28 protein-coding genes and 3 tRNA genes are annotated in these 25,605 nt (G+C 66.4%); 22 read left to right on the top strand and 9 right to left on the bottom strand.

The genetic code is table 11. The annotated features are described in order from the left end of the window. Positions 1 to 8: 8 nt before the first annotated feature. Both ACSQ1X_RS02235 and ACSQ1X_RS02240 read right to left on the bottom strand, forming a co-directional pair. Positions 9 to 965, bottom strand: coding sequence for a DMT family transporter (locus ACSQ1X_RS02235; protein ID WP_436056491.1), 957 nt, complete (start codon positions 963 to 965; stop codon positions 9 to 11). Positions 966 to 1,074: 109 nt separating this feature from the next. After that, complete coding sequence (locus ACSQ1X_RS02240; RefSeq protein ID WP_436056492.1) at positions 1,075 to 1,974, bottom strand: ArgP/LysG family DNA-binding transcriptional regulator; 900 nt, start codon at positions 1,972 to 1,974, stop codon at positions 1,075 to 1,077. Between the two features lie 69 nt (positions 1,975 to 2,043). On the opposite strand from ACSQ1X_RS02240, the gene ACSQ1X_RS02245 reads away from it, so the two are divergent. Next, complete coding sequence (locus tag ACSQ1X_RS02245) at positions 2,044 to 2,646, top strand: LysE/ArgO family amino acid transporter (RefSeq protein ID WP_436056493.1); 603 nt, start codon at positions 2,044 to 2,046, stop codon at positions 2,644 to 2,646. Between the two features lie 82 nt (positions 2,647 to 2,728). Beyond that, entirely contained in the window at positions 2,729 to 3,274 is a 546-nt protein-coding gene (locus ACSQ1X_RS02250; protein WP_436056494.1) for a methyltransferase family protein, read from the top strand. 48 nt (positions 3,275 to 3,322) lie between these two features. Here the strand turns inward: ACSQ1X_RS02250 and ACSQ1X_RS02255 are convergent, their stop codons facing one another. Beyond that, positions 3,323 to 4,345 carry a PHP domain-containing protein gene (locus tag ACSQ1X_RS02255; RefSeq protein ID WP_436056495.1) on the bottom strand — a complete coding sequence of 341 codons (1,023 nt, stop codon included), beginning with the start codon at positions 4,343 to 4,345 and terminating at the stop codon, positions 3,323 to 3,325. A 173-nt stretch (positions 4,346 to 4,518) separates the two neighbouring features. On the opposite strand from ACSQ1X_RS02255, the gene ACSQ1X_RS02260 reads away from it, so the two are divergent. From ACSQ1X_RS02260 to ACSQ1X_RS02310, 11 genes are all read left to right on the top strand, one after another. Beyond that, a tRNA-Glu gene (locus ACSQ1X_RS02260) sits at positions 4,519 to 4,591 on the top strand. 93 nt (positions 4,592 to 4,684) lie between these two features. After that, positions 4,685 to 4,758: transfer RNA gene (locus ACSQ1X_RS02265), tRNA-Asp, on the top strand. A gap of 48 nt (positions 4,759 to 4,806) precedes the next feature. After that, positions 4,807 to 4,882, top strand: a tRNA-Phe gene (locus ACSQ1X_RS02270). Positions 4,883 to 5,341: 459 nt separating this feature from the next. Next, positions 5,342 to 5,551, top strand: coding sequence for a hypothetical protein (locus tag ACSQ1X_RS02275; protein WP_436056496.1), 210 nt, complete (start codon positions 5,342 to 5,344; stop codon positions 5,549 to 5,551). A gap of 398 nt (positions 5,552 to 5,949) precedes the next feature. Further along, a complete protein-coding gene (locus ACSQ1X_RS02280; RefSeq protein WP_055801323.1) occupies positions 5,950 to 7,545 on the top strand; it encodes a glycoside hydrolase family 68 protein in 1,596 nt (531 codons plus the stop codon). A gap of 221 nt (positions 7,546 to 7,766) precedes the next feature. Beyond that, positions 7,767 to 8,216, top strand: coding sequence for a hypothetical protein (locus ACSQ1X_RS02285; protein ID WP_436056497.1), 450 nt, complete (start codon positions 7,767 to 7,769; stop codon positions 8,214 to 8,216). A gap of 88 nt (positions 8,217 to 8,304) precedes the next feature. Beyond that, complete coding sequence (locus ACSQ1X_RS02290) at positions 8,305 to 8,766, top strand: Asp23/Gls24 family envelope stress response protein (protein WP_436056498.1); 462 nt, start codon at positions 8,305 to 8,307, stop codon at positions 8,764 to 8,766. After that, a complete protein-coding gene (locus ACSQ1X_RS02295; protein ID WP_436056499.1) occupies positions 8,763 to 8,954 on the top strand; it encodes a hypothetical protein in 192 nt (63 codons plus the stop codon). Before ACSQ1X_RS02290 ends, ACSQ1X_RS02295 begins: the two co-directional genes overlap by 4 nt. Further along, entirely contained in the window at positions 8,951 to 9,334 is a 384-nt protein-coding gene (locus tag ACSQ1X_RS02300; RefSeq protein WP_055801313.1) for a hypothetical protein, read from the top strand. Before ACSQ1X_RS02295 ends, ACSQ1X_RS02300 begins: the two co-directional genes overlap by 4 nt. Next, entirely contained in the window at positions 9,331 to 9,999 is a 669-nt protein-coding gene (locus ACSQ1X_RS02305; protein ID WP_436056500.1) for a hypothetical protein, read from the top strand. Before ACSQ1X_RS02300 ends, ACSQ1X_RS02305 begins: the two co-directional genes overlap by 4 nt. Continuing rightward, entirely contained in the window at positions 9,996 to 10,607 is a 612-nt protein-coding gene (locus ACSQ1X_RS02310; protein ID WP_436056501.1) for a hypothetical protein, read from the top strand. The genes ACSQ1X_RS02305 and ACSQ1X_RS02310 overlap by 4 nt, the downstream gene beginning before the upstream one ends. A 40-nt stretch (positions 10,608 to 10,647) precedes the next feature. Here ACSQ1X_RS02310 and ACSQ1X_RS02315 read toward each other — a convergent pair whose 3' ends face one another. Beyond that, positions 10,648 to 12,513, bottom strand: coding sequence for a glycoside hydrolase family 13 protein (locus ACSQ1X_RS02315; protein WP_156372367.1), 1,866 nt, complete (start codon positions 12,511 to 12,513; stop codon positions 10,648 to 10,650). A 109-nt stretch (positions 12,514 to 12,622) separates the two neighbouring features. On the opposite strand from ACSQ1X_RS02315, the gene ACSQ1X_RS02320 reads away from it, so the two are divergent. From ACSQ1X_RS02320 to ACSQ1X_RS02340, 5 genes are all read left to right on the top strand, one after another. Then, positions 12,623 to 13,909: an ABC transporter substrate-binding protein gene (locus ACSQ1X_RS02320; protein WP_436056502.1), complete on the top strand. Its 1,287-nt coding sequence runs from the start codon at positions 12,623 to 12,625 to the stop codon at positions 13,907 to 13,909. A 6-nt stretch (positions 13,910 to 13,915) separates the two neighbouring features. Next, positions 13,916 to 14,953, top strand: coding sequence for a carbohydrate ABC transporter permease (locus ACSQ1X_RS02325; protein ID WP_436056503.1), 1,038 nt, complete (start codon positions 13,916 to 13,918; stop codon positions 14,951 to 14,953). Next, on the top strand, positions 14,950 to 15,846 hold the full coding sequence (locus tag ACSQ1X_RS02330) for a carbohydrate ABC transporter permease (protein WP_436056504.1): 897 nt from the start codon (positions 14,950 to 14,952) through the stop codon (positions 15,844 to 15,846). The genes ACSQ1X_RS02325 and ACSQ1X_RS02330 overlap by 4 nt, the downstream gene beginning before the upstream one ends. A gap of 8 nt (positions 15,847 to 15,854) precedes the next feature. Continuing rightward, positions 15,855 to 16,124, top strand: a complete 270-nt coding sequence (locus tag ACSQ1X_RS02335; RefSeq protein WP_436056505.1) for a hypothetical protein — start codon at positions 15,855 to 15,857, stop codon at positions 16,122 to 16,124. Between the two features lie 100 nt (positions 16,125 to 16,224). After that, entirely contained in the window at positions 16,225 to 17,289 is a 1,065-nt protein-coding gene (locus tag ACSQ1X_RS02340) for a LacI family DNA-binding transcriptional regulator (RefSeq protein ID WP_055801293.1), read from the top strand. A 12-nt stretch (positions 17,290 to 17,301) separates the two neighbouring features. Here ACSQ1X_RS02340 and ACSQ1X_RS02345 read toward each other — a convergent pair whose 3' ends face one another. Both ACSQ1X_RS02345 and ACSQ1X_RS02350 read right to left on the bottom strand, forming a co-directional pair. Beyond that, positions 17,302 to 18,270: a hypothetical protein gene (locus ACSQ1X_RS02345; RefSeq protein ID WP_436056506.1), complete on the bottom strand. Its 969-nt coding sequence runs from the start codon at positions 18,268 to 18,270 to the stop codon at positions 17,302 to 17,304. Between the two features lie 10 nt (positions 18,271 to 18,280). Further along, positions 18,281 to 19,087, bottom strand: coding sequence for an exodeoxyribonuclease III (locus tag ACSQ1X_RS02350; RefSeq protein WP_055801287.1), 807 nt, complete (start codon positions 19,085 to 19,087; stop codon positions 18,281 to 18,283). 322 nt (positions 19,088 to 19,409) lie between these two features. Between ACSQ1X_RS02350 and ACSQ1X_RS02355 the strand changes: the two genes are divergently transcribed. The 4 genes from ACSQ1X_RS02355 to ACSQ1X_RS02370 are packed head-to-tail and all read left to right on the top strand — an operon-like array spanning position 19,410 to position 23,762. Continuing rightward, positions 19,410 to 20,909 (top strand): CoA-acylating methylmalonate-semialdehyde dehydrogenase, encoded by a 1,500-nt coding sequence (locus tag ACSQ1X_RS02355; protein WP_055801285.1) that lies wholly within the window; start codon positions 19,410 to 19,412, stop codon positions 20,907 to 20,909. After that, positions 20,909 to 22,021, top strand: a complete 1,113-nt coding sequence (locus ACSQ1X_RS02360; protein WP_436056507.1) for an enoyl-CoA hydratase/isomerase family protein — start codon at positions 20,909 to 20,911, stop codon at positions 22,019 to 22,021. Before ACSQ1X_RS02355 ends, ACSQ1X_RS02360 begins: the two co-directional genes overlap by 1 nt. Then, complete coding sequence (mmsB, locus tag ACSQ1X_RS02365) at positions 22,014 to 22,946, top strand: 3-hydroxyisobutyrate dehydrogenase (RefSeq protein ID WP_436056508.1); 933 nt, start codon at positions 22,014 to 22,016, stop codon at positions 22,944 to 22,946. The genes ACSQ1X_RS02360 and mmsB overlap by 8 nt, the downstream gene beginning before the upstream one ends. A gap of 36 nt (positions 22,947 to 22,982) precedes the next feature. Continuing rightward, the gene (locus ACSQ1X_RS02370; protein WP_436056509.1) at positions 22,983 to 23,762 is read left to right on the top strand and encodes an enoyl-CoA hydratase; all 780 of its coding nucleotides are present in this window, start codon (positions 22,983 to 22,985) and stop codon (positions 23,760 to 23,762) included. Between the two features lie 30 nt (positions 23,763 to 23,792). Here the strand turns inward: ACSQ1X_RS02370 and ACSQ1X_RS02375 are convergent, their stop codons facing one another. The 3 genes from ACSQ1X_RS02375 to ACSQ1X_RS02385 form a co-directional block, all read right to left on the bottom strand. Continuing rightward, positions 23,793 to 24,425: a class I SAM-dependent methyltransferase gene (locus tag ACSQ1X_RS02375; protein ID WP_436056510.1), complete on the bottom strand. Its 633-nt coding sequence runs from the start codon at positions 24,423 to 24,425 to the stop codon at positions 23,793 to 23,795. Between the two features lie 142 nt (positions 24,426 to 24,567). Further along, positions 24,568 to 24,996, bottom strand: coding sequence for a DUF1761 domain-containing protein (locus ACSQ1X_RS02380; protein WP_436056511.1), 429 nt, complete (start codon positions 24,994 to 24,996; stop codon positions 24,568 to 24,570). 87 nt (positions 24,997 to 25,083) lie between these two features. Then, complete coding sequence (locus ACSQ1X_RS02385; protein WP_028272670.1) at positions 25,084 to 25,590, bottom strand: MarR family winged helix-turn-helix transcriptional regulator; 507 nt, start codon at positions 25,588 to 25,590, stop codon at positions 25,084 to 25,086. Positions 25,591 to 25,605 lie beyond the last annotated feature (15 nt).

The following is a 25,605-nucleotide window of genomic DNA, read 5'->3' on the forward strand; positions in this document are numbered from 1 at the left end:
CCAAGACTCTAGCGGGATCTGCGCCGCGTCAGCCCCACTCCCACCAGGCAGGTCACGCCGCCCACCAGGCCCCACACGGTGGGCACTTCGCCGAGCACCAGCCACGAGATGAGGATGGTGGTGCCGGGCACCAGATAGGTGGTGGCGGCCAGTTTTCCGGCATCGATGAGGGACAGCGCATACGCCCACGTGGTGAACGCAATCGCCGTCGGGAAGATCCCCAGATAGACCAGCCCGAGGGTGGCCGGCAGCGGGGCCCGCTGCAGTTCGGCCACCAGCTGGCCGCTGAAGGGAAGGCAGCAGACGGCACCCACCATGATGCCGAACCAGGTGGCCTGGGCCGCCGGGAACTTCCTCAACACCGGCTTCTGGACAATCACGCTGACGGCGGCGAGCACAGCGGCCAGGAGGCAGAGCAGCACACCGGCCACATCCGCCGTCGAACGCTGGCCCGAACTGAGCGCGATCACCGCGACGCCGGCGAACGCTATCAGGCTGCCGATGATCAGCCAGCGGGGAAAGCCCTCCTTGAGGAGAAGGCCGGCCATCACGGCCACCAGGATGGGGTTGACGTTGATCAGCAGGGCCGCGGTGCCGGCGTCCAGCAGGTGCTCGGCGGCGTTGAGGGCCACGTTGTAGCCGCCGAACCACATGACGCCGTACGCGAGGATTGGCCACCATTCCCGGCCCTTGGGCAGCATCCGGAGCTTCGGCAGCACTACCAGGCCGAGTACGACGGCGGCAATCGCCAGCCGTCCCAGGGTCAGGGAACCGGGGGAGAAGCTTGGGCCCACGGCGCGGATGCCCACGAAGGCGGAGGCCCAGAGGACCACCGTGATAGCGACGGCGGCGACGCCCAGTTTGTTGACTGGCGTCCTCTCCTGGGCGGATGCGGGGGCAGCGTGCGGGGACCCTTCGTGGGGGCCTGCGGACGGAGTGGGGCCGGGTGCGGCGGTTGTAGCCATGCTGCCAATCTAGCCCCCGCCGCGGCGGCGGGGCTGGCGGAAATCGGCCACGTCTAGTCGAGATCCTGCCAAAGTCGCCCCGCTACCGGCAGGGCGCTATTGCCGGTCGTCACCTCAGCACGCGGGCCGCGTCCTGGATCGCAGCCGCGACGCCGTCCAGCACGGCCGATCCGTAGCGCCACTGCTGCCAGTGCAGCGGGACGTCGACGAAGGATTTGGCGGCCAGGGTCTGCAGCGTTCGCTGGTCCAGGTCGTCGCCGATTTCGATCTCGGGAAGAAGGCCCCATCCCATGCCCAGCCGGATGGCCTCGCCGAACTCGTGGGCTGCGGGGACGTAGTGGCGCCGTGGCGCGAGGGGCTTCCGGCTGAACCGCCGCAGATAGCGGTCCTGCAGGTCGTCCTTGCGGTCGAAGATGATGACCGGGGCCTTGGCCAGCGCCTCCGCCGCCCCCGCGCCGTCGAACGCGGCCCCGCCGTCGAACCACTGCTCGGCAAAGGCCGGCGTGCAGACCGGCAGGTAGCGCATGACGCCGAGCCGGCGGGACGTGCAGCCCGGGGCCGGTTTGGCGGTGGCCGTGATGGCCGCTGCCGCCGCGCCGCTGCGGAGGAGCTCCAGCGAATAATCCTGGTCCTCGCGCAGGATTTCCAACTGGACCGTCCCGGCCACCGCAGCCAGCCCGGACAGCGCCCACGTGTGCAGCGAGTCGCTGTTGATCACGAGGGTCAGGCGGGTATCCGGGTTGGCGTTTCCCGGCTGCAGTTCATCGGCGAGGTCCGCCGAGAGCATCTCCAGCTGCCGGGCGAACCGCACCACGGCCTGGCCGGACTCCGTGAGTTCAATCGGCCTGGTCCTTCTCAGCACGGGACGGCCGACGGCGACTTCGAGGGCGCGGATGCGCTGGCTGACCGCGGAGGAGGTAACTGACAGATGGCTGGCGGCGGCATCGAAGCTGCCCTTCGCAACGATGGCCGCCAGCGTCCGGGCCTGGTCCGGATGGATGTCTATCATTAGCTCATCTTATCTATCAGCAGAATGTTTAACTGGTTTCATGCTGAGGTTCCTCCTACCGTTGGGAGGGTGATCCTTCCCGTGCTTTCAGGCCTGGCCAGCGGCCTCTCGCTCATCGTCGCCATCGGCGCCCAAAATGCCTTCGTGCTCCGCCAAGGGCTCCAGCGCTCGCATGTCGCCCTCGTCATTGCCGTCTGCGCCGTCTCGGACCTGGTGCTGATCCTGCTGGGCGTGGCGGGCATCGGCGTCGTGATTGAACAGGCTCCGGCCGTGCTGGAGGTGGTGCGCTGGGCCGGGGCTGCCTTCCTGGCGGCCTATGGTGCCTTCGCCGCCTGGCGGGCCATCCGCGGACAGGCGCTTGGACAGCTCGGAACAGGGCAGGCTGCCGGCTGGGCCGCTGTCCTCGGAACCGGACTGGCCTTCACCTGGCTGAACCCGCATGTGTATCTGGACACTGTGCTGCTCCTCGGGTCCCTGGCCAGCACGCACGGCCCGGACGGCCGGTGGTGGTTTGCGGCCGGCGCGGGACTGGCCAGCATCGCCTGGTTCACCGCCCTGGGCGTTGGTGCGCGGTTCCTTGCTCCGGTGTTCCGTCGCCGCAGTGCCTGGCGCATTCTCGACGCCATTATCGCCGCCGTCATGGTGACGATGGCAATCCTGCTGGTCGCCTGATTCCCCCCGTTACCGTTCCGCCGGAACGTCGGGGGCCGGTCGGCCCTTGTCCGCTCAACACGGCGGGTTCACGCTTGCTGGTATGACAGCATCCGATGCCTCGGCCCGTGACAGAAAGCGGGCCGCGATCGGCACGGCGGCCTTCGCCGTTGCCCCCGCGACGGTGGCCGGTGTGGTTCCGTGGCTCCTGACCCGCTGGGAAGTGGCGGCGCCGGTCCCCGGCGGAGTGCCTGCCCAGGTCACGGGCGCCCTGTTGATCGGTGCAGGGGCGGCAGTGATCGCGAACTCCTTTGTGCACTTTGCCGTGGAGGGCCTCGGGACCCCTGCACCCTTTGCCCCGCCCAAGCATCTGGTGGTGGGCGGACTCTACCGTTACGTGCGGAATCCGATGTATGTGGCTATTGCCGCAGCCGTCGCAGGGCAGGGGCTCCTGCTGGGCCAGCCGAAGCTCTTCGTGGCCCTGGCCGTCGGCGCCGTTCCGGTCGTGGCGTTCGTCAGGCTTTACGAGGAGCCGGTCCTGGCCCGGAAGTTCGGTGCCGAATACGAGGAGTACCGCCGGAACGTTCCGCGCTGGCTGCCCCGGCTCACGCCGTGGCGGCCGCAGGGCCCGGAGCCATCCCGGAGCTGAGGCCCCCGGCCGGGAGTCAAGGTCCTGGACTGGGACCCCGGCGGCGCGCTACTTCCCCCGGCCGGTCCACTCCAGCAGCCGGTCCAGGGGCCAGGTGGTGATGATCCGTTCGGCAGGCACACCGTTCAAGGCGGCCCGCTCGGCGCCGTACTGCAGGAAGTCCAACTGGCCCGGAGCGTGGGCGTCACTGTCGATGCTGAAGAGGCAGCCGGCATCGAGGGCCAGCCGGATCAGCTCGTCCGGCGGATCCTGCCGCTCGGGCCGGGAATTAATTTCGACGGCGACATCCTGCTCGGCGCACGCCGCGAACACCCGCTCGGGGTCGAACTCTGACTCAGGCCGTGTTCCCCTGGACCCCTGGAGCAGCCGGCCGGTGCAGTGGCCGAGCACATTCATGTGCGGATCGCTGATGGCGCCCAGCATTCTGGCGGTCATGGTGCGCCTATCGGAACGAAGCTTCGAGTGGACGCTCGCCACCACGACGTCCAGCCGGTCCAGCAAGTCCGGGGACTGGTCCAGGGTCCCGTCCTCCAGGATGTCCACCTCGATTCCGGCGAGCAGGCGGAAGCTGCCGCCGTCGTCGTTGTTTATGCCGGCCACGATGTCGAGCTGTTCGGTGAGGCGTTCGGCGCTCAGCCCGTTGGCGATCTTGAGGCTGGGGGAGTGGTCCGTCAGGGCAAGGTACTCCCGGCCAAGGGTGCGGGCGGCGTTCGCCATCAGTTCGATCGGAGACCCGCCGTCGGACCAATCGCTGTGGCTGTGCAGGTCTCCGCGGAGTGCGGAGTGCAGTTCGGTGCCGCCCGCCGCGAGCGGCTGCTGCCCCCGTTCGCGAAGCCCTTCCAGGTAGTCGGGGACGCCGCCGTCGACCGCCTGCCGGATCACCTCGAAGGTTCTGTCCCCGATGCCTTTCATGCTTTTCAGCCTGCCGCTGCGGGCCCGGGCCGCCACCTCGGCCGGATCCAGGCCGCCGATGATGCCGGCCGCTTTCCGGAAGGCCTGAACCTTGAACGTGGGGGCCAGTTCGCGTTCCAGCCAGAAGGCGATCTCATTGAGGGCATCAACGGCATCCATCAGTCCATCTTGCACCAGCCCTGCACCGAATTCTGCAGGAGTGCGATGCCGATTTTGGATATTCCCAAGGTCTGCCCTACACTTTTATAGTCCAGTTCGGAGCAACTCGAAAGGGCGGAAACGAAAGGCTTCGGCCCTTTATTTTTGCCCTGAATGAGCCGGATTGAGTTCAGGCCCCCATCGTCTAGCGGCCTAGGACACCGCCCTTTCACGGCGGCGGCACGGGTTCGAATCCCGTTGGGGGTACGCAAGGAAGTGGTCAAACCGGATGAAAAAGTCTGGTAGGCTGGAAGCCTTGAAAAAAGCAGTAGAGATACTGTTGAAGCAGTAAACAAGCAAGGCCCTGTAGCGCAGTTGGTTAGCGCGCCGCCCTGTCACGGCGGAGGTCGCGGGTTCAAGTCCCGTCAGGGTCGCTCTGATTGCCAGAAGAAATTCCGGCCGTCAAGGTGACATGTCACCTAGGCTCTGTAGCTCAGTTGGTAGAGCGTTCGACTGAAAATCGAAAGGTCACCGGATCGACGCCGGTCGGAGCCACCACTGGGAAGCATCAGTTCTTCGGAACTGGTGCTTTTCTTCTTTAACGCCCCGCCTGGGGGCAACTTTGGCGCCACCCCTGGAGTGCCGCGCCGCGAAACGCGGGCAGCTTTGACCGGCCGTCCCGGCAAAGTTCCTGACGGAATTCCCCGCCGCATGGTCTTTTCCCTCTGACACCCGCGGGGGAGCTGACTATTTTGAGGGGATTCCGCAATCCGCCACCCGGCCGGCCGCCCGAGCAGTTTCGACGCGCAAATATCCCTGTGACGCGCAAATGCTCCCGCGCCCCCCGTATTCCGGTGTCGCCAGGTAATTTGCGTGTCGCCAGGCGATTTGCGCGTCGTCAGGATCAGGCTGGCGCGCAGCCCCTGATGATATTCCTGCTGCTATCGGGCCCCGAACCTGAGGCTGGCGCGGATCCTCAAGCTGCGTGACGGAGTCTTCAATCCCGTCAGCAGCGTCATGGCGAGTGTCCTGCTTCTGCTGAGCCATGGCGTCGGCTACAGGCTCGAGGCCCAGGCGGCGGTTTCGGGGGAGCGGCTGCCGGTAAAGCTCGACGGCGCCGGAATCCTTTCCGTCGATGATGCCTCCCTGACCTCCGGAAAGGTGGGACTGAAGGTATTCGACCGCCGGGCAGCGTGTCAGGATGTGCGGGCCACAGGCTCCGTTTGAACCCGTTCGGCAGCCGTGCCCAGGTGAATTGCGGGTGGCCAGCGGGTGACGTTTCACACTAAATCTGATTTATCCCGCAACATTTGACTCGAAAAATTGGATGTGGCACGCGCGCGCAATGGGCAATGTAAGCGCTTGCACAAACGGAGCGAAACTCGGTTTTTAGCCGCTCGAAACACGGCTTGATAAGCCTGCTTATGCGTGCCAGCGTAGAGACCGGCGCAGGAAAGGGTTCCTTTCCGAAGCGCCTTCCGGGGCCCTACCCAAGCCCCGTCCCCCTCGACACAAAGGCGTCCTCGATGACGCCTGCCGTGTCATCGGGAACGCCGGAGTTTCGGGGAATGAGGGCAGATGCCCGTCTTCCACGAATGGTCTCAACTCCGCGAGAAGAGCAACAAATGCACAAGCACCCCAATACACACCGGATGCTGCGGTGGCGCCCTGCCGCCGCAGCACTGGCAACGGCCGTGGCGGCTTCCGCCTTCCTTGCGGTTCCCTCGGCCCTGGCCAACGAACCCTCGGACCCGCCCGCCACCCAGCAGATGCCGGCACCCACGCCCGGCTTCCCGCTGCCCACCGATCACAGCCAGCAGGCGTATGATCCGGCGGCGGACTTCACCTCAAAGTGGACCCGCGCCGACGCCAAGCAGATCATGGCGCAGAGCGACTCCACCGTGGCACCCGGCCAGAACTCCATGAGTCCGGATGTCACCATGCCGGAAATCCCCGAGGATTTCCCCGCCATGAACGACGACGTCTGGGTCTGGGACACCTGGTCCCTCACCGACGAAAATGCGAACCAGATCAGCTACAAGGGCTATGACGTCATCTTCTCCCTGGTGGCTGACCGGCACGCCGGCTACGGCTTCGACCAGCGGCACTGGAACGCCCGGATCGGCTACTTCTTCCGCAAGACCAACGCCGACCCGGCCAAGGACAAGTGGAACTACGGCGGACACCTGTTCCTGGACAACACCTCCATCGGCAACACGGAATGGTCCGGTTCCACCCGCCTGATGCAGGGCAACCAGGTCAACGTGTTCTACACGGCCACCACGTTCTACGACGTTGCCGAGCGCAATGCTGGCGGCGGCGGCATCGCGCCGGACGCTGCCATTGCCAAGGCACTCGGCAACATCCACGCCGACAAGAACGGCGTCACGTTCGACGGCTTCAAGCACACCAAACTGCTGGAACCGGACGGCAAGATGTACCAGAACAAGGCACAGAACCCGGGCTTCGCCTTCCGCGACCCGTACACGTTCGCTGACCCCGCCCACCCGGGCAAGACCTTCATGGTTTTCGAAGGCAACACCGGCGGCAAGCGCGGCGAATACGAGTGCAAGCCCGAGGACCTGGGCTACAAGGCCGGCGACCCGAACGCCGAGAGCCTCAACGAAGTCAACAGCAGCGGCGCCTACTACCAGACCGCCAACGTGGGACTGGCCGTGGCAGACAACAAGGACCTGACCAAATGGTCCTTCCTACCGCCGGTCCTCTCGGCCAACTGCGTCAACGACCAGACCGAGCGTCCGCAGATCTTCATCCAGAACGAAGGCGGGAAGAACAAGTACTACCTGTTCACCATCAGCCACCAGTTCACCTATGCGGCCGGCATGCGCGGCCCCGACGGTGTCTACGGCTTCGTCGGTGACGGCGTCCGGTCCGACTACCAGCCGATGAACAACAGCGGCCTGGCCCTGGGCTCGCCCACGGACCTCAACCTTCCGTCCGAGTCCCCGGAAGCACCCACTCCGAACCAGAACGGCCGCCAGTTCCAGGCCTACTCGCACTACGTGCAGCCGGGTGGCCTGGTGCAGTCCTTCATCGACAACGTGAACGGCGTCCGCGGCGGCTCACTCTCGCCCACCGTGAAGATCAACTTCCGTGACGGCGTGTCCAAGGTGGACCGCACCTTCGGCAAGAACGGACTCGGTCCGTTCGGTTACCTGCCCACGAACGTCAAGGTTGGCGGCGAAGGCCTCTACAAGTAAGCCTCGTCTGGCTAGCTAGCAGGCGCAGTAAACGGCAGGGCCGTCCGGAACCTCTCCGGGCGGCCCTGCCGCTTTTTCCCTTATATAGGTAGGACCTTCCGCCCGCCGCTTGGGATCCCGGAGGCCATCCGGGCTAGACTCGCACGCCGGGGACAGAACGCCATCGCCGCCTGAAGCCGGAAACGGAACGGGCGGCACAATCTCGACCAGAAAAGTGACTCTTGAACAACCTCTCACGCACTCTGACCGCAGCCGCCCTCTTCGCCGCACTGGCGCTCACCGCATGCTCCGCGCCCGAAGCCGGTAGCGCGCCGTCGTCGTCCGCTCCCGCAACAGCAGTGGCAACGGCGACACCCACCCCCACCAAAAGCTCCGGACCATACGGGGACTTTTCCTCCGCGGCGGAGGCGTGCACCACCATCTCCCAGCAGGCCACCGGCGCCTCGCTGTTCCCGCTCTCGGCCGCACAGGGCAAAACCGCGGAACTGGAACAGCTCAAAGCGGAGCTCAGCGACACTGCCGAACGCGTGCCGGACGAGCTGAAAGCCGATTTTGCCCACCTCAACGAGGTGGCCGTCGCCGGGCTGAGCGACCAGACGGTGTACTCCAGCGGAAAGTTCGACGCCGCCATGGCCCCCGTTACCGGTTGGCTCGCCGCCAACTGCAAATAGCGGATTCCGGCCTGGCCATTTTCACTGGCGTCCGGCCGCTTGTCGCGGCCAAGGGATAGGGTGGTGTTCAAGAGAAGGGGAGTGCCTGATGGAATACCAGAACCCACATCCCGCGCCGGGGGCCCACGCTGATCCAGCCGTTGCCCTGACGGCCGGCACCGGACGTACCGTCATTTCCGAAACGGCAGTTGCCAAGGTCGCCGGCATCGCAGCCCGTGCCGTTCCGGGAGTGTATTCGCTCGGCACCGGTCCGTCCCGCGCCCTCGGAGCCATCCGGGATGCCGTCGGCAGCTCGGACCATGCCGCCGGCGTCCACGCAGAGGTCGGCGAGACGCAGGTGGCAGTGGACATCAACCTCGTGGCCGTCTACGGGACCCCGCTGCACTCCCTGGCGAACCAGGTCCGTGCCGCCGTCTACACCGCCGTCGAAGAGCTCGTGGGCCTGCAGGTCATCGAGGTAAACGTGGAGATCAATGACGTCTACGTGGCGGGGCCGGCAAAGCCCGGACTGCCCGCGGAAGCCCGGACCGAAAGGGAGGCCATCCAGTGAACCTGACCGTGGTGGGAATTGCAGTGGGCGCCTTCGTGGCCTTTATGGCTTTCCAGTTCGGCGTCTGGGGCTTCCTGGTCTCGCTGCTTTTCATGGGGATCGGAGCCCTCCTTGGCCGTGCCGCGGAAGGGAAACTTGACCTGCGCAGCGTGTTCGACGCCATCACCGGCCGGCGCTCGTCCTCATGAGCAGCACGGCCGGAACCGTGGCCGGCGGCTCCGTGATGGCCGGGCACAACCGCATCAGTACCCAGGCGCTCACCAGCCTTGCCCGGGCCGCCGCCGCTGAAGCGCTGGGCGTCCCGGCACACGACGTCCGGGCAGACTGGTCCGACGACGACGGCCTGCTGGCCCTCTCGCTGGTCCTCCCGATCAGGATTCCGCCGCTCACCACGGTCCTGCGCGACCCCGGCCGGGTCGCCGGCTTCGGCGGCTCCATCCGGGACCGCGCCGTCGCGGCCAGATCCGTGATCCTGCACCGCGTTGCGGAGCTTAGCGGGGCGCAGCTGAGCCGGGTGGACATCCGCATCAGCGGCGCCGCCATCAGCGAAGGGGGAAGGGTCCAGTGAACAACGCCACCGACGTCCGAACAAAGGGCAGCCACGCGGCAGGCAACGGGGAATCCGGTGCAGCCTCCGCGGTCAGCGCCCCGGACCCCCGCGGCGCCGGCATGCGCCGGATCCTGGACCGCGAAACACGCTCCTCCCGTGCAGGGGTGGCCGGAATCGCTGCTGTCCTGGTGATCATCCTGTGCGGCTACGGACTCCTCGAGGCCGCAGTCCGTGCGATCGGGCAGCCGCCGTGGCTCATCGATCCGCAGACCGCCGCGGAACGCATCATCGCGCTCCCGCAGGGCATCCCCCCGCTGCTGCTCGGCGCCATCGGAGCCGTGACGGCCATGGCGGGTCTGTTCTTCTTCCTTAATGCAGTGCTGCCCGGCCGCCGCGCCCGGCACCTGCTTCCGGACCGCCGCGCCGGAGTGGTGGCTGATGACGAAGTGATCGCCTCCGCCCTTGCCCGCCGTGCCAGGCTGGCCGCAAACGTCACGCAGGAACAGGTGATGGTGGTGGTGTCCCAACGGCAGGTGATAGTCAACGTGCGGCCCACCTCGGGCGTGCCGGTCAGCGAAAACGCCGTCCTGGCAGCCGTGCTCGACGAGCTGCGGGACATGGCTCCGGAACCGATGCCCGAAGTGCGCGTCAATGTGGCCACGTCAGGAGTGATCGGCGCATGAACAACACCCCCAGGACGCTGAACAGGATCCTGATCGGAATCCTCGGACTGAAACTGCTCGCCATCGGACTCTTACTGGTTGTGCTGGCCGCCGTCCCCGCGGCGGCATCATGGTGGCAGCAGTGGTCCGCCGGTGTATGGAGCGGAATGAGCCAGCTGCTACAGCGCACCAACATTCCCGGCCGCCAGGAAAGCTGGCTCTGGGCGGTCCTTGCGCTGCTACTCGCAGTGGTCATTGCCTTGATGGTCGCCTGGGTGGCCCAGCAGGGCAAGGGCCGCGCCGGCCTGATCCTTGCCGAGGACGACGCCGAGGGCGTCCCCGGCAATGTGCGGATCGGCGGCGGCGTTGCCGAGCAGGCGCTGCGGGCGGCGTTGGCCGAACGGCAGGACCTGGCCGGCGCCACCGTGGCCACCTACGAGGTCCGGGGGGAGCCCGCGCTGAAGATCCGGCTGCAGCCCCGGCAGGGAGTGGCTCCGCACCTCCTCGCCGCGGATGTCTCGGCCCTCGTGGAGGCGCTCGACGCCGTCGTCGGCAAACGCATCCCGGTGCTGATCCACATCGGCACCGGCGCCCGTTCCCGGTTCAGCCGCGCGGAACGCGTCCGCTAGCCCCCGCGCGCCAGACAGCCACGAGCCAGGTCTCCGTCAGCTAGATCGCCACGAGGTAGGCGGCCGAGTTGGGCGCAAGTTTCCGTGTGCCTCCCGGCACCGTTCCGGATTCCGTCGGGCCGTCCGTCACGGCCTCCGGCCTGCTGGCAAGGGCAACCCGGTAGCCCCCCGGCAGCGCGGCCGCGGCGATGCCCATGTTGGCGACCACCAGGACATCCCTGTTCTGGAAAGCGAGCACACCCTCCTCGGGAGCATGCACATCGGCCCAGCGGAAGGTTCCTGCGCCCAGCCGGTGTTCCTTGCGGAGTGCCAGCGCGGCACGGTACAGCTCTAAGGTGGAACCGTCGACGCCGTCCTGCCGGTCCGCGGCCAGTTCACCGAATGATTTCGGCTGGGGGAGCCAGGGGGCGGCGGGCGCGCTGCCGGTGAACCCGGACGCGAATCCGTAGCCGGGCTCGGCAGCTTTCCATGGGAGCGGCACACGGCAGCCGTCGCGCCCCCGCTCCACTCCGTTGGTTCGGAAGAACGTGGGGTCCTGGCGGGCTTCGGCCGGGACCGTGGTGTGCTCCGGCAGGCCCAGTTCTTCCCCCTGGTAGAGATAAGCCGAGCCGGGGAGGGCAAGTGAAACCATGGTGGCTGCCCGGGCACGCGCGAGGCCCAGCCGGGCGTCGGGCTGTTCGTCTTCGGCGGCGATGCCCTTCGGGAAGGTGGTGGGGTCCTTCAGCCCGAAGCGGGTGGTGTGCCGGACCGTGTCGTGGTTGCTGAGGACCCAGGTTGTGGTGGCTCCCACCGTGGCGGCAGCCCGCAGCGAATCCTCAACGGCCACGGCCGTCCGCTCAGCATCCCAGCCCGCCAGCAGGAAGTCGAAGTTGAACGCCTGCTGCATTTCATCGGGCCGGACGTACCGTGCCAGCCGCTCGGCCGGCTCCACCCAGGCCTCGGCCACCATCATGCGGTCGCCGTCGTATTCGGCCAGCACCCGGTTCCAGTCGCGGTAGATGTCGTGCACGCCGTCCTGATCAAAGAAGGGCGACGGCGGGTAAAGCGGCGAGACCACCTGGTGCTCGTCGGCGGAATCAGCGGCAGCGTGGGCGCGGTGCGGCTCCTCGGCCTCGGTGTGGCCGCCGTGGGCTTCGCCCGGCAGTTCGCTGGCTCCTTCCACCATCGCAGCGGAGCCCTCCCAGTCCGGCAGGCCCGCTTCCTTGACCATGCCGTGGGCCACGTCCACACGGAAGCCGTCCACGCCGCGGTCCAGCCAGAACCGCAGCACGGAGCGCATTTCCTCCTGGACCTCGGCGTTGTCCCAGTTCAGGTCCGGCTGCTTGGTGTCGAAGAGGTGCAGGTACCATTGGCCGGGCCTGCCGTCGGCCTCCGTGACGCGGGTCCAGGCCGGTCCGCCGAAGATGGATTTCCAGTTGTTCGGCGCCAGGTCGCCGTCTCCCGATCCGGGGACGGAATCCTTGCCCGGCCGGAACATGTACCGGTCGCGCTCGCGCGAACCCGGGGGCGCGGCGAGCGCCGCCTGGAACCAGGCGTGTTCGTCCGAGGTGTGGTTGGGGACCAGGTCAACGATGACCTTCAAGCCCAGCCGGTGAGCTTTCTGCAACATCTCATCGAAGTCCGCCAGTGCGCCGAAAAGCGGATCCACCTGCCGGTAATCCGCCACGTCATACCCGGCGTCGGCCTGCGGCGACTTGTAGAAGGGGGACAGCCACACGGCATCCACGCCGAGCCCCTGCAAGTAGTCCAAATGCGCCGTCACACCGCTCAGATCGCCCATGCCGTCTCCGTTGGCATCGGCAAAGGACCGCGGGTAGACCTGGTATACAACGGCGCTGGCCCACCACTTCGGAATCGAGGAACCGTCTGTCGGGACTGGGCTGTGTGCCACAGATATCCTTTCCATAAACTTCGGTGTAAACGCTTGCATTTCTCACCGCAACGTTACTAGTGTGATGGGCACCACTTCAACCGCACCGCCGATTTTGCTCGACACTCAGCGAGGAGTCTCCTTTATGAAATCCCCTAAGTTCCTTTTGCCGGCCGCTGCCGCCGGCGTCCTAGCGTTAACCCTGTCCGCCTGCGGAGGCGGCGGCGGCACCACGGGCGGGGGTGGCGGCGGCGACGCTGAACAAGGCCTCGACGGCCGCGGCCCCATCACCTACGTCCAGGGCAAGGACAACAGCAACGTCGTCCGCCCGCTGGTCGACAAATGGAATGCCGAGCACCCGAACGAGAAGGTTACGTTCAAGGAGCAGACCGACCAGGCGGACCAGCAGCACGATGACCTGGTCCAGCACTTCCAGGCGAAGGACGCCGGCTACGACGTCGTCGATGTCGACGTCGTCTGGACAGCCGAGTTCGCGGCCAAGGGCTGGCTCCAGCCGCTCAAGGACAAGATGGCGCTCGACACGTCCGCCATGCTCAAGCCGACGGTGGAGAGCGGCACCTACAAGGGGACCCTTTACGCGGCCCCGCAGACCTCAGACGGCGGCATCCTCTACTACCGCAAGGATCTGGTTCCCACCGCACCCAAGACGTGGGAAGAAATGATGGGCATGTGCTCCATCGCCAAGGCCAACAACATCGGCTGCTACGCGGGCCAGTTCAGCAAGTACGAGGGCCTGACAGTCAACGCTTCCGAGGCCATCAACTCCTTCGGCGGCTCCGTGCTGGACAAGGACGGCAAGCCCAGCCTGAACACGGCCGATGCCAAGGCGGGCCTAGAGAACCTGGCGAAGGCCTACGCTGACGGCAACATCCCCAAGGAAGCCATCACGTACAAGGAAGAAGAAAGCCGGCAGGCATTCCAGGACGGCAAGCTGCTGTTCCTGCGCAACTGGCCGTACGTCTACAACCTGGCCACCACTGAAGGATCCTCCAAGGTGAAGGACGTCCTGGGCATGACCGCCCTTCCGGGCAAGGACGGCCCGGGTGCCTCCTCGCTCGGCGGCCACAACCTCGCTGTCAGTGTCTACTCGAAGAACAAGGCCACGGCCCTGGACTTCCTGAAGTTCATGACCTCGGAAGAAACCGAGAAGTTCTATGCCACCCAGGGCTCGCTGGCCCCGGTACTGGGCTCGCTGTACGAGGACAAGGAACTCGTCGCCAAGCTGCCGTACCTTCCGGTCTTGAAGACCTCCATCGAGAACGCCGTGCCGCGTCCGGTATCGCCGTTCTACCCGGCGGTTACCAAGGCCATCCAGGAAAATGCATACTCTGCCATCAAGGGGGAGAAAACCGTGGAATCTGCTTTGTCGGACATGCAAAAGTCCATTGAATCCGCTAGCGCGGGACAGTAGCCACTCATGGCAACCGAATTGGGCCCGACGCCGGTAAAGTCACCGGCGTCGGGCGGTACCCCGATCCATCACGGACCCAAGGGGGTCGGTGAGGACAACAAGATCCTCAGTCAGGGCAAGTGGGCTTCCTGGCTCCTCGCCCCCACCATCATCGCCCTGGCCATCGTGATCGTTTACCCGATCATCAGCGCCATCGTGATGTCCTTCCAGAAGGATGCCGGCCTCGATCCGGTCACCGGGCTGTTCACCGCAGGCGGGCCGGCAGGCGTCCAGAACTACGTGAACTGGCTTGCTCAGCAGTGTGCGGCCCCCGGCGGCGGAACGGTGGCATGCCCGCCCGGAACCCTCGGCGGCCAGTTCTGGTCAGCCACGGCAACAACGTTCTTCTTCACCGTGGTCACCGTGACGCTGGAGACCGTTCTCGGTTTCTGGATGGCCCTCATCATGGCCAGGACGTTCCGCGGCCGCAGCCTGGTCCGTGCAGCAGTCCTGGTTCCGTGGGCCATTCCCACCGCCGTGACCGCCAAGCTCTGGCTGTTCATTTTCGCCTTCGAAGGCATCGCCAACAAGCTGTTCAACACCACCATCCTGTGGACGGGCAGTGAGTGGCCGGCCAAGTGGGCCGTGATCATCGCAGACGTCTGGAAGACCACGCCGTTCATGGCACTGCTGATCCTCGCAGGCCTCCAGATGATTCCTGCGGAGGTCTATGAGGCCGCCAAGGTTGACGGCGCCACCACCTGGCAGCGGTTCCGGATGATCACCCTTCCGCTGGTCAAGCCGGCGCTGATGGTGGCGGTCCTGTTCCGTACGCTGGATGCACTGCGGATGTTCGACCTCCCGTACATCCTGACCGGCGGCGCCAACAACACCACTACGCTGTCCATCCTGGTGATCAACCAAATCAGGCAAGGGTTCAACGCGGCTGCGGCATTGTCCACGATTACGTTCATCATCATCTTCCTGGTTGCGTTCATCTTTGTGCGCTTCCTGGGTGCGAACGTCGTGGAACAAAGCGGAGCCACTGGTAAGGGGAAGAAATGAGCGCCGGGACAGCCACGACTGCCCTCAGGGCACAGCAGGACAGGGGCCGGAAGGCTGCCCAGAACAGGGAGAAGTGGGCGCAGGGACGCACGTACATCAGCGCCGTCGTCGTCCTGATCTGGTGCCTGGCGCCGGCCTACTGGATGGTGGTGACGGCATTCCGCGATGTGGGCTTCACCTACGACACTTCGATCCTGCCCACCCATGTCACGCTGGATAACTTCAATACGGCCTTCGATACATCCTTCGGCAACAGGTTCGGCCAGGCGCTGCTCAACAGTATTTTCATCGGCGTCGTCGTCACGGTAGTGTCGCTGCTGATCGGTGTGTTCGCCGCCTACGCGCTGGCCCGCCTGAACTTCCGGTTCAAGTATCTGGTGCTGGGCTTCATCCTGGGGGCGTCCATGTTCCCGGGCGTCGCCCTCATCACCCCGCTGTTCCAGCTCTTCACCAACATCGGCTGGATGGGCACTTACCAGGCGCTGATCATCCCGAACATCTCCTTCGTGCTGCCTCTGACCGTGTACACGATGACCTCTTTCTTCCGCGAAATGCCGTGGGAACTCGAGGAATCGGCACGGGTGGACGGCTGCACGCAGGGCCAGGCGTTCCGGAAGGTCATCCTGCCGCTGGCGGCACCGGCCATCTTCACCACAGCCATCCTGGCGTTCATCTCCTCCTGGAATGAATTCCTGATCGCCAGCCAGCTGTCCAGCGACGCGACCCAGCCGGTGACGGTGGCAATTGCCAGCTTCGCCGGAGCGCAGCCAAACCAGATTCCGTACACGGCCATCATGGCCGCCGGAACCATCGTCACCATTCCACTGGTGATCCTGGTCCTGGTCTTCCAGCGCAAGATTGTTGCCGGCCTCACCGCCGGCGCTGTTAAGTGATCCGTCGCGTGGCAGGTTCGGCAACGGGCAAGGAACAGAACCAGGGGCTCGTTCGCAGTGAGCACAAGCGTGCCCGCTCGGGTGAGGATTTCGACATCATCATCGGCTTCCTGGGCTTCTGGGCCGTCGTCCTGCTGGTGGTCACCGTCTGGATGGAGGTGACCGCCCAGCCGGCCCTCGGCTGGGCGCTGGGCCTGCTGGCCACGCTGCTGGCGCTGTACGGGATGGTGCGGCTCCGCCGGCGCCTGCCGGCCAGGACCGCTACACGTAAGAAATAGGAGCTGATCAAAGGCTCAAAGCTGAAGCGGAATAGACTGGCTTGTTGCCGCAGGAACACCCAGGTAGCAAGAATCTGCGAACAGCAAGCAAGGGGAATCCGTGGCACGCACAACAGACAGGGCTCAACGGGGCGGCCATTCCGGCGTCAGCATTGAGGACGTCGCCGCAGCAGCCGGGGTTTCCACAGCGACAGTCTCGCGCGCAGTCCGCGGACTGCCCAGGGTTTCGCCGGCCACCCGGGAAAAAATTCTCGAGGTGGCCGGCGCTTTGGGCTACGTGGCGTCTTCCTCCGCGTCGGGCCTGGCCACCGGGCGGACAAAAACCATCGGTGTGCTGGCGCCGTTCGTCAGCCGCTGGTTCTTCTCCAAGGCGATCGAGGGCGCGGACCGGGAACTGCACGCGCGCCAGTACAACCTCTCGTTGTTCAACCTGGGCGGCCACGGCAGCAACCGCGAGCGGCTCTTCAGCAAGACCATGGTCTACAAGCAGATCGATGCCCTTCTGGTGCTTTGTATGGCGCTGACCCATGAGGAACTCGAACACCTGCAGAAGATCGACATTCCCCTGGTGGTGGTCGGCGGCCACGTGGAGGAGTGCCCCTACATCGGCATTGACGACTACGCCGCGGCATCCACTGCCGTCCGGCACCTGATCAGCCTGGGCCACAAGGACATCGCGCTACTGCACGGCGACGACGAAACCGACCTCAACTTCGATGTTCCCCGCGTCCGTATCAAGGCGTTCCAGGACGTCATGGCAGGATCCGGGCTGACGGTGCGCCCGGAATGGGACGAGTGGGGCGACTTCACGGTGCGCAGCGGCCAGGACGCCTTCACCAGGATGTGGGCCCGGCCCGGCCCGAAGCCCACCGCCATCTTCTGCGCGTCGGACGAGATGGCCATGGGGGTCATTTTCGAGGCCACCAAAATGGGCGTACGGATACCTGAGGACCTCTCCGTCATCGGGATCGACGACCATGACTTCTCGGACGCCATGGGGCTGACCACAGTGAGGCAGCGGCCTGACGAACAGGCCGAACTGGGCACCAAGATGCTGCTGGACGAACTGGACGGCGCCGTGGGGGCGGTCCACTCGCAGGTCGCGCCCCACCAGCTGATCGTTAGAAGGACGACGGCGCCGCCCCCGTCCCGCGCGCAGGTTTAGCCGCGCACAGGTTTAGGAGGCCCGCGCCAGCTGCCTGATGGGAATCCAGCGCGAGGCCAGCCGGCGGTAGGCCGCCGCGGCTCCGGTCATGTCTCCCTCGGCCAGGCATTCGATGCCCAGGCGCACGTCCATGGGTGACTCATCCGGGTACACCTTGTCCGCCACTGCACCGTAATCCAGTTCCACCACCGAACCGGGGTGGAAGAGTTCCAGCCACTCGGTGAGCTGGGTCATGTCGTCCAGCATGTCCAGGTCGGGGGCTGCCAGGGCAAGGTTGGCTACGGCATATCGGACGCGTTCCAGCGCTGCACCGATCGGTGCCCATACCCGGACCGTGACGATCCGTCCGTCCGACTCCACTACATCTTGGGGATCGGATTCCTGGAAGAGCGAGAACCAGCTGAAGGGGATGCCCCAGGTGGACGCCCGCGTGTGGACGCGGCTGGTGCCCTCGCGGGCCTTCACCAGGTCAATGCGCTCCTGGTGCTTATCCCGCTGTTCCTCCGGAATCAGCAGCTCAGCGAGCGGACCGTGGATACCCTCCATGAGGGCGTTGGCAGCCAGTCCGGCCCGCAGCACCAGCTGGCTGGGACAGTACAGCAGAGCCTGTTCTTCACTATCGGCGCCTGCAGCTGCGGTGCCGGCAACGGCGTCACCCTGCCCGCCGGCGTCGGACGTCCCGGGCGCATCGGGTGCGCCGGAAGACTTCTGCGTCATTGGCTGTTTCGGCTCCGGGGGAGCCGGAATGACCCGGACCAGGTCGGTGCGCCCGGTGGGGAAGGGGTCGCCGCCGGGGCGGGTGATCCGGCCGAGGGACGCCTGCAGCTCAGCGTTTTCCACCGCCGCGCGGGAAGCAGTCCTGGCACCTGCCGCCCGGAGCGCGGCGCGTTGATCCTCCGGAAAAGCGGTGAGCGGCTCGTAGATCCGCAGTGCGGAGGAGAAAGGCAGGCCCGCCTGGCCCCGGTAGATGTTGCCCGTCATCGCGGCCCCATCAGTCGGCCAGTTCCACGATGACTGGTGCGTGGTCCGAAGCGCCCTTGCCCTTGCGTTCCTCACGGTCGATCGAGGCACCGGTCACGCGGGCGGCGAGGGCGGGGGAGGCCAGGACGAAGTCGATCCGCATGCCCTCTTTCTTGGGGAAGCGGAGCTGCGTGTAGTCCCAGTAGGTGTAGACGCCCGGGCCCGGCGTGTGCGGACGGACGACGTCCTGGAACCCGGCGGCTTCGAAGGCGTGGAAGGCGGCGCGCTCGGGTTCGCTGACATGGGTCATGGCGTTGGCGCGGAAGAAGTCAATGTCCCAGACGTCGTCGTCCTGCGGTGCGATGTTCCAGTCGCCCATCAGGGCGATCTGCGCCTCGGGGTTATCAGTGACCCAGGTCTGGGCGTGCGTTTTCAGCATGTCCAGCCAGCTGAGCTTGTAGGGCATGTGCTCGTCATCGAGCGAGCGGCCGTTGGGAACATAGAGGCTCCACACCCGGACGCCGCCGCATGTGGCGCCGATGGCGCGGGCCTCCTGAACGGGGTCTTTTCCGTTCTTGCCGAAGACCGGCTGGTCAAGGAAGGAGCGTTCCACGTCCTCAAGCCCCACGCGCGAGACGATAGCCACGCCGTTCCACTGGCTCACGCCGAAGTGGGCCACCTCGTAGCCCATGCGCTCAAAGAGTTCCCAGGGGAAATTGTCGTCCTTGCACTTGGTTTCCTGGATGGCCAGCACGTCGCAGTCACTGCGCTCGAGCCAGGCCTCCACACGGTCGGCGCGGGCACGGAGGGAGTTCACATTCCAGGTAGCAATCTTCACAGTTCCTAACTTACCGAACTTGGGCGCCGGGCATCTGTCCAGCGCAGCTCTTTGCCGCCGTCGTGACCCTGTTTCGCCAAGAAGGTGGGCAAACACGCGGGGCGCACGGCGACTACGGGGACGGAAGCCAGCAAAGAAGGTCACGACGGCGGGCCCCACCGGGTCGCCACCTCGCCGTCGCCCGCCCCGGCGGCGCTCAGCGGCGCTCGACGGCGGTGGCCAGGTGGCGCGCGCGGCCCTCCCGCACTCTGGAATTTAGTAGGAAGTCCGAGTATATTCAGCTTCAGGATGATGTAGGTCACATGCAAAGGAGCATTCCGCCATGGTTCGCGAGCTTTCCCATTACATAGACGGGCAAAGGGTTGAAGGCACCTCCGGGCGCTTCAGCGACGTCTACGATCCCTGCACCGGGCAGGTCCAGGCCAGGCTGCCGCTGGCCAGCGCCGAGGAAGTCCGCAACGCCATCGCCAGCGCGGAGAAGGCCCAGGTGGAGTGGGGCGCCATGAATCCCCAGCGCCGCGGCCGGATCCTGCTGAAATTCGTGGACCTGGTGAACGAGCACATCGACGAACTCGCCGCGTTGCTCTCCTCCGAACACGGCAAGACCCTCCCGGACGCCAAGGGGGACATCCAGCGCGGCATCGAGGTGGTGGAATTCGCTGCCGGCGCCCCGCACCTGCTCAAGGGCGAGTTCTCGGACAACGCCGGGACCGGCATCGACGTGCATTCGCTGCGCCAGCCCCTCGGCGTGGTGGCCGGCATTACGCCGTTCAACTTCCCTGCGATGATTCCGCTGTGGAAGTCCGGACCGGCCCTGGCCGCAGGCAACGCGTTCATCCTCAAGCCCTCGGAGCGCGACCCTTCGGTACCGCTGCGCCTCGCCGAATTGTTCACCGAAGCGGGAGTCCCGGACGGTGTGTTCAACGTGGTCAACGGGGACAAGGAAGCAGTGGACGCCCTCCTCGAGGACGAGCGGGTGAAGGCCATCGGCTTCGTGGGCTCCACCCCGATCGCCCAGTACATCTACGCCACGGCGGCCGCCCACGGCAAGCGCGCACAGTGCTTCGGCGGAGCTAAGAACCACATGGTGATCATGCCGGATGCGGACCTGGACATGGCTGTGGATGCACTGATGGGAGCAGGCTACGGCTCCGCCGGCGAACGCTGCATGGCCATCTCCGTGGCCGTCCCGGTGGGCAAGGAAACGGCCGACGCCCTGGTGTCCAAGCTGGAGGAACGCGTCAAGCACCTCCGGGTGGGTCACAGCCTGGACAAGGACTCGGACTTCGGGCCTGTGGTGGCAGCGTCCGCCAAGGAACGGATCGAAGGCTACATCCAGTCCGGCGTGGATGAGGGCGCCACCCTGGTGACGGACGGCCGCGGCCTCACCGTGGACGGCTACGACGGCGGATTCTGGGTGGGCCCCACCCTCTTCGACAACGTCACCAAGGACATGAAGATCTATAAGGAGGAAATCTTCGGGCCCGTGCTGAGCGTCCTCCGCGCCTCCGACTACGACGAAGCCCTCAGACTCTGCAGCGAACACGAGTTCGGCAACGGCGTGGCCATTTTCACCCGCGACGGTGACGCCGCGCGTGACTTCGCCAGCCGTGTGCAGGTGGGTATGGTGGGCATCAACGTTCCCATCCCGGTGCCCATCGCCTACTACACGTTCGGCGGCTGGAAGGCTTCCGGCTTCGGGGACCTGAACCAGCATGGGGCCGACGCGTTCCGTTTCTACACCAAGACCAAGACCGTGACCACCCGCTGGCCCTCCGGCATCCGCCAGGGCGCCAGCTACGTGATGCCGGAAGGCAGCTGATGAGCGCAGGACCTACCGCAGGTACGAACACGGCAAGCCCCGATGAGACGCCCACTGACGAGGTCCTGTTTGAGCGGCGCGGCCACCTCGGCGTCATCACGCTGAACCGGCCCAGGGCGGTGAACGCGCTCACCGCAGGCATGGCGGCCGCCATGCTGGAACAGCTCACTGCATGGGCGGACGACGACGGCGTGGCCACCGTTCTGGTGCACGGCTCCGGGGAGCGGGGGTTGTGCGCCGGGGGCGACATCGTGGCCATCTATGAGGACATGCTGGCGGGCGGTGACGCCACTGCGGACTTCTGGCGCACCGAATACCGGCTGAACGCACTGATCGACGGGTACCCCAAGCCGTATGTGGCCTTTATGGACGGCCTGGTGCTGGGTGGCGGTGTGGGGATCTCGGCGCACGGGTCCGTGCGTGTGGTCACCGAACGCACCCGCACCGGCATGCCGGAGACCACCATCGGTTTTGTGCCCGACGTCGGCGGCACCCTGCTGCTGTCCCGCTCGCCGGGGGAGGCGGGCACCCATGCGGCCCTGACCGGCGCCCACCTGAGCGGCGCGGATGCCCTGTTCCTGGGCCTGGCGGACCACTTTGTGGCGTCCGCGAACCTTCCCGCGCTGGCGGCCGCGCTGGAAACCGAACCGGCGGAAGCCGCCGTCGGACGCTTCGCGGAGACGCCGCCGGTATCGGTGCTGGCCGGGCAGCGGGACTGGATCGATTCCTGCTACGCAAGTGACGACGCGGAGGACATCCTCCGCAGGCTCCGCACCTTTGACGGCGAAGCCGCCGCTGAGGCGGCTGAGGCGGCGGACACCATCGAGGCGAAGTCGCCCACTTCCGTGAAGGTGGCGCTGGCATCGCTCCGCCGCGCGCGTGGCCTGAGCCTGGCGGAAGTCCTCGCCGAGGAGTATCGCGTGGGCCTGCGGTTCCTTGCCGGCGCGGACTTCCGCGAAGGCATCCGCGCGCAGGTGGTGGACAAGGACCGGAACCCGCAGTGGAAGCCGGCCACCCTGCACGAGGTCTCCGCCGCCGACGTCGCCAGGTTCTTCGAGCCGCTGGGGGACCGGGAGCTCAACCTGCAATCTAAGGAGGCCCGCAATGTCTGAAACAACAGGAGCCGGGAACCGGGGACACGTGGCGTTCCTCGGGCTGGGACACATGGGCGGGCCCATGGCCGTCAACCTGGTCAAGGCCGGGTACACGGTGGCAGGGTTCGACGTGGTGCCCGCAGCGCTGGACGCGGCCCGGGAGCACGGTGTGCCCACCGTGGCGTCACCGGCCGAAGCTGTGGCCGGTGCGGACGTGGTGCTCACAATGTTCCCCAGCGGCCAGCATGTCCTGGATGCCTACCGCGGGTCGGGCGGCCAGCCGGGCCTGCTGGACGTGGCCGGACCGGGCACCATGTTCCTGGACTGCTCCACCATCAACGTGGACGAAGCCCGCGAAGCGTCAGCGATCGCCGTTGCCGCAGGCCACCGGGCCGTGGACGCCCCCGTCTCGGGAGGCGTGGTGGGTGCCGAGGCCGGAACCCTGACCTTCATGGTGGGCGCCCTCGCTGAGGACTTCGACGCTGTGCGGCCCCTGCTGGAAGTGATGGGCAAGCGCGTGGTCCACTGCGGCGGCCACGGGGCGGGCCAGGCCGCGAAGGTCTGCAACAACCTGATCCTGGGCGTTTCCATGATCGCGGTGAGCGAAGCGTTCGTGCTCGGCGAGAAGCTGGGGCTCACGCACCAGGCCCTCTTCGACGTTGCGTCCGCGGCATCCGGGCAGTGCTGGGCGCTGACCACCAACTGCCCCGTTCCGGGGCCGGTGCCCACCAGCCCCGCCAACCGCGACTACCAGCCGGGATTCGCCGGCGCGCTGATGGCCAAGGACCTCAAGCTGGCCCTGAACGCGCTGCAAAGCACCGGAGTGGCCGCCCGGATGGGCCCGCTGGCATCGGAGATCTACGATACGTTTGCGGCTGAAGGCGGGGCGGGCCGGGACTTCTCCGGCATCATCACGGATATCCGGGACAAGTCCGCGCACTAGGCAGTTTTCGAAGCAGAACCACGTAAGGAGTCAGGCATGACGGAGCAGTACGGGAACATTCTGGTGGAGCGGCGCGGACGCGTGGGGCTGGTGACGCTGAACCGGCCCGAAGCGCTGAATGCGCTGAACAAAGCCACCATGGATGAACTCGTGGCTGCCGTCACGGCCATGGACGCGGATCCCGCAGTGGGCGCCGTGGTGGTCACAGGGTCCGGCAAGGCGTTTGCTGCCGGCGCGGACATCAAGGAGATGGCCGACCAGGGCTACATGGACATGTATGCCGCGGACTGGTTCCGCGGCTGGGAGGATTTCACCAGGCTCCGCATTCCGGTGGTGGCGGCTGTCTCCGGCTTCGCCCTGGGCGGCGGCTGCGAACTGGCCATGATGTGCGATTTCATCATCGCGGGGGACAACGCCAAGTTCGGCCAGCCAGAGATCAACCTGGGCGTCCTGCCGGGCATGGGCGGATCGCAGCGGCTCACCCGGGCCGTGGGCAAGGCCAAAGCCATGGACCTGATCCTCACCGGCCGGTTCATGGACGCGGAGGAAGCGGAGCGCGCCGGGCTCGTCTCCAGGGTGGTGCCGGCGGCAGACGTTGTGGAAGAGGCTGTGAAAGTGGCCGAGGTGATTGCCTCCAAGTCAAAGTCGGCTGCGATGCTGGCCAAGGAAGCCGTCAACGCCGCCTTCGAAACCGGACTGGGCCAGGGCGTGCTTTTCGAGCGCCGCCTCTTCCACTCGCTGTTCGCCACCGAGGACCAGAAGGAAGGCATGGCCGCTTTCACGGAGAAGCGGCAGCCGGTCTTCAGGCACCGCTAGGGAGTTCGGTTCCCAGCGCCCGGGGCGCCGCTAGGGCCTTGGCGCCCGGCGGTGGGCTCGGAGCACTGAGTCGGTGACGGTCACAGTGCCGCCGTCCGCGTCCGTCACGGACCGCCGGCGGGCCTCGCAGACGTCGATTTCCCATTCGTCCGGGTCCAGGCCGGCGGCGATTTCCTCCGGTGTGAAGAGCAGGCCGGGATCGCCGGGGCGGTGGACTCCCGTTTGCAGGTCCGATGGGTGGTGGCCGACGATCAGGAGCGTTCCGCCGGGTGCCACGGACGCGGCGAGCCGGTGATACAGCTCGGTCCGTTCGGCCGCTGGAAGGTGCATGAACTGCGCGGACACGAGGTCGAACGTGCCGGGCGGCGGCGGTGAAGCCGTCAGATCGTGATGCGCCCAGGTGATCCGCGCGGCCGCCTCCGCGTCCTGCGCTGCCCGTTCGGCTGCCCGGGCCAGAGCCACCGAGGAGATGTCCACGGCCGTGACCCGCCAGCCCTGGCGTGCCAGCCAGAGGGAATCGGCGCCTTCGCCGCTGCCCACGTCCAAGGCAGAGCCGGGACGCAGGCCGGCGGCCTCGGCCAGCAGGTTCGCGTTCGGGTTGCGGCTCCAGACCGAGCCGTGCTGGCGGTAGCGCTCATCCCAGAACGACTCGTCAAACTTCATCCATGCTCTCCTTGCTGGCCGGCGCTCGCGTCCCGGCAGGGTGCCCTCAGGGGCGGTCCGCGCTACGCCGTGACAATGCCACGATACGCCGTGACGGCGTCCTCCAGTTCCTCCGGCCCAGCAGCCCGGCTGAGTGGCGCGGCTAGGCGGCGCTAATGCCGAACAGGCCGATAATCAGGCCCATGACCACCAGGGTCACCAGTTCGTGGGCGCAGTTGAGAATGGTCAGCCCGGCCGGGCGGCCCTCGAAGGCGTCGTGCGTGATGAAGCGGGCGGCCGTGAAACCGGCCCAGAGGATGACGGCGGTGATCAGGGTGTTGGGCAGGAAGTTGCCGCCGTAGAAGTGCTGGGAGATGGCGGCGGATCCGGCCAGGACCAGGGCGCTGGTGAAGCTGACCACCAGCGTGATCAGGATGGGTTTGACGGCGTCCTTTGCTTCCCCGCTGGGCGAAACCTTCGCGACCTTCATCCAGTAGTTGCCGAACACCTTCGGGGTGTACCAGACCGAGCCCACCACCATGCTGGACAGGGTGGCCAGCAGTACCGCCCAGATATTGATTTCCGGAATCATTGCGCTCTCCTCGGGTCCAGCGTCAGGTCATGTCCTAGACATCAGCAGTCTAGGGCCGGCCGCGGCTTCTTCAAGGCAAAACGGTAGTCAGTCGCCGAAGTCGCCGGCGTTCTGCCGGAATCGCCCGAGGATCCGGATCAGCTGGTCCACGTCCTGGCTGGCGAAACCGGACTGGCCGAACACCTCCGTGTTGAGCGCCGCTGTCGCCCGTTTGGCCAGGGTGCGTCCTTCGGTGGTGAGTTCGATCAGGGTGGTGCGCCCGTCGGTCGGGTGCGGGGAGCGGACCACGAGGCCCGCATCCTGGAGGCGGTCGACGGCGTTGGTCACCGAGGTGGGGTGGACCTGCAGGAGCGCGCTGGCCTTGTTCATGGGCAGCGCGCCGCTGCGGGCGAAACTCAGGAGCGCCAGGAGTTCGTACCGGGCGAAGGTGAGGCCGAAGGGCTTAAGGACGCCCTCGATCCGGGCCAGCAGGATCTGCTGGGTGCGCATGATGGCCGTGATGGCCGCCATGGGCGCGGCGACGTCGCCCCAGCCATGCCGTTCCCAGTTGCGCTGGGCGTCGGCAATGGGATCGCGCGGGAGCGGGTTTCCCATGGCACCTCCTGACAT

The sequence above is a fragment of the Arthrobacter sp. LjRoot78 genome, assembly GCF_964254335.1.
Taxonomy (GTDB): Bacteria; Actinomycetota; Actinomycetes; order Actinomycetales; family Micrococcaceae; genus Arthrobacter.

What these genes read in the sequence shown, in the direction of transcription:
- ACSQ1X_RS02255 (WP_436056495.1), bottom strand. Translation starts at nt 4,345, where the DNA reads ATGGATGCCGTTGATGCCCTCAATGAGATCGCCTTCTGGCTGGAACGC.
- ACSQ1X_RS02235 (WP_436056491.1), bottom strand. Translation starts at nt 965, where the DNA reads ATGGCTACAACCGCCGCACCCGGCCCCACTCCGTCCGCAGGCCCCCAC.
- ACSQ1X_RS02385 (WP_028272670.1), bottom strand. Translation starts at nt 25,590, where the DNA reads ATGGGAAACCCGCTCCCGCGCGATCCCATTGCCGACGCCCAGCGCAAC.
- ACSQ1X_RS02240 (WP_436056492.1), bottom strand. Translation starts at nt 1,974, where the DNA reads ATGATAGACATCCATCCGGACCAGGCCCGGACGCTGGCGGCCATCGTT.
- ACSQ1X_RS02360 (WP_436056507.1), top strand. Translation starts at nt 20,909, where the DNA reads ATGAGCGCAGGACCTACCGCAGGTACGAACACGGCAAGCCCCGATGAG.
- ACSQ1X_RS02380 (WP_436056511.1), bottom strand. Translation starts at nt 24,996, where the DNA reads ATGATTCCGGAAATCAATATCTGGGCGGTACTGCTGGCCACCCTGTCC.
- ACSQ1X_RS02325 (WP_436056503.1), top strand. Translation starts at nt 13,916, where the DNA reads ATGGCAACCGAATTGGGCCCGACGCCGGTAAAGTCACCGGCGTCGGGC.
- ACSQ1X_RS02250 (WP_436056494.1), top strand. Translation starts at nt 2,729, where the DNA reads ATGACAGCATCCGATGCCTCGGCCCGTGACAGAAAGCGGGCCGCGATC.
- mmsB (WP_436056508.1), top strand. Translation starts at nt 22,014, where the DNA reads ATGTCTGAAACAACAGGAGCCGGGAACCGGGGACACGTGGCGTTCCTC.
- ACSQ1X_RS02310 (WP_436056501.1), top strand. Translation starts at nt 9,996, where the DNA reads ATGAACAACACCCCCAGGACGCTGAACAGGATCCTGATCGGAATCCTC.
- ACSQ1X_RS02370 (WP_436056509.1), top strand. Translation starts at nt 22,983, where the DNA reads ATGACGGAGCAGTACGGGAACATTCTGGTGGAGCGGCGCGGACGCGTG.
- ACSQ1X_RS02320 (WP_436056502.1), top strand. Translation starts at nt 12,623, where the DNA reads ATGAAATCCCCTAAGTTCCTTTTGCCGGCCGCTGCCGCCGGCGTCCTA.
- ACSQ1X_RS02345 (WP_436056506.1), bottom strand. Translation starts at nt 18,270, where the DNA reads ATGACGGGCAACATCTACCGGGGCCAGGCGGGCCTGCCTTTCTCCTCC.
- ACSQ1X_RS02300 (WP_055801313.1), top strand. Translation starts at nt 8,951, where the DNA reads ATGAGCAGCACGGCCGGAACCGTGGCCGGCGGCTCCGTGATGGCCGGG.
- ACSQ1X_RS02375 (WP_436056510.1), bottom strand. Translation starts at nt 24,425, where the DNA reads ATGAAGTTTGACGAGTCGTTCTGGGATGAGCGCTACCGCCAGCACGGC.
- ACSQ1X_RS02275 (WP_436056496.1), top strand. Translation starts at nt 5,342, where the DNA reads ATGGCGAGTGTCCTGCTTCTGCTGAGCCATGGCGTCGGCTACAGGCTC.
- ACSQ1X_RS02330 (WP_436056504.1), top strand. Translation starts at nt 14,950, where the DNA reads ATGAGCGCCGGGACAGCCACGACTGCCCTCAGGGCACAGCAGGACAGG.
- ACSQ1X_RS02355 (WP_055801285.1), top strand. Translation starts at nt 19,410, where the DNA reads ATGGTTCGCGAGCTTTCCCATTACATAGACGGGCAAAGGGTTGAAGGC.
- ACSQ1X_RS02280 (WP_055801323.1), top strand. Translation starts at nt 5,950, where the DNA reads ATGCACAAGCACCCCAATACACACCGGATGCTGCGGTGGCGCCCTGCC.
- ACSQ1X_RS02315 (WP_156372367.1), bottom strand. Translation starts at nt 12,513, where the DNA reads ATGGAAAGGATATCTGTGGCACACAGCCCAGTCCCGACAGACGGTTCC.
- ACSQ1X_RS02290 (WP_436056498.1), top strand. Translation starts at nt 8,305, where the DNA reads ATGGAATACCAGAACCCACATCCCGCGCCGGGGGCCCACGCTGATCCA.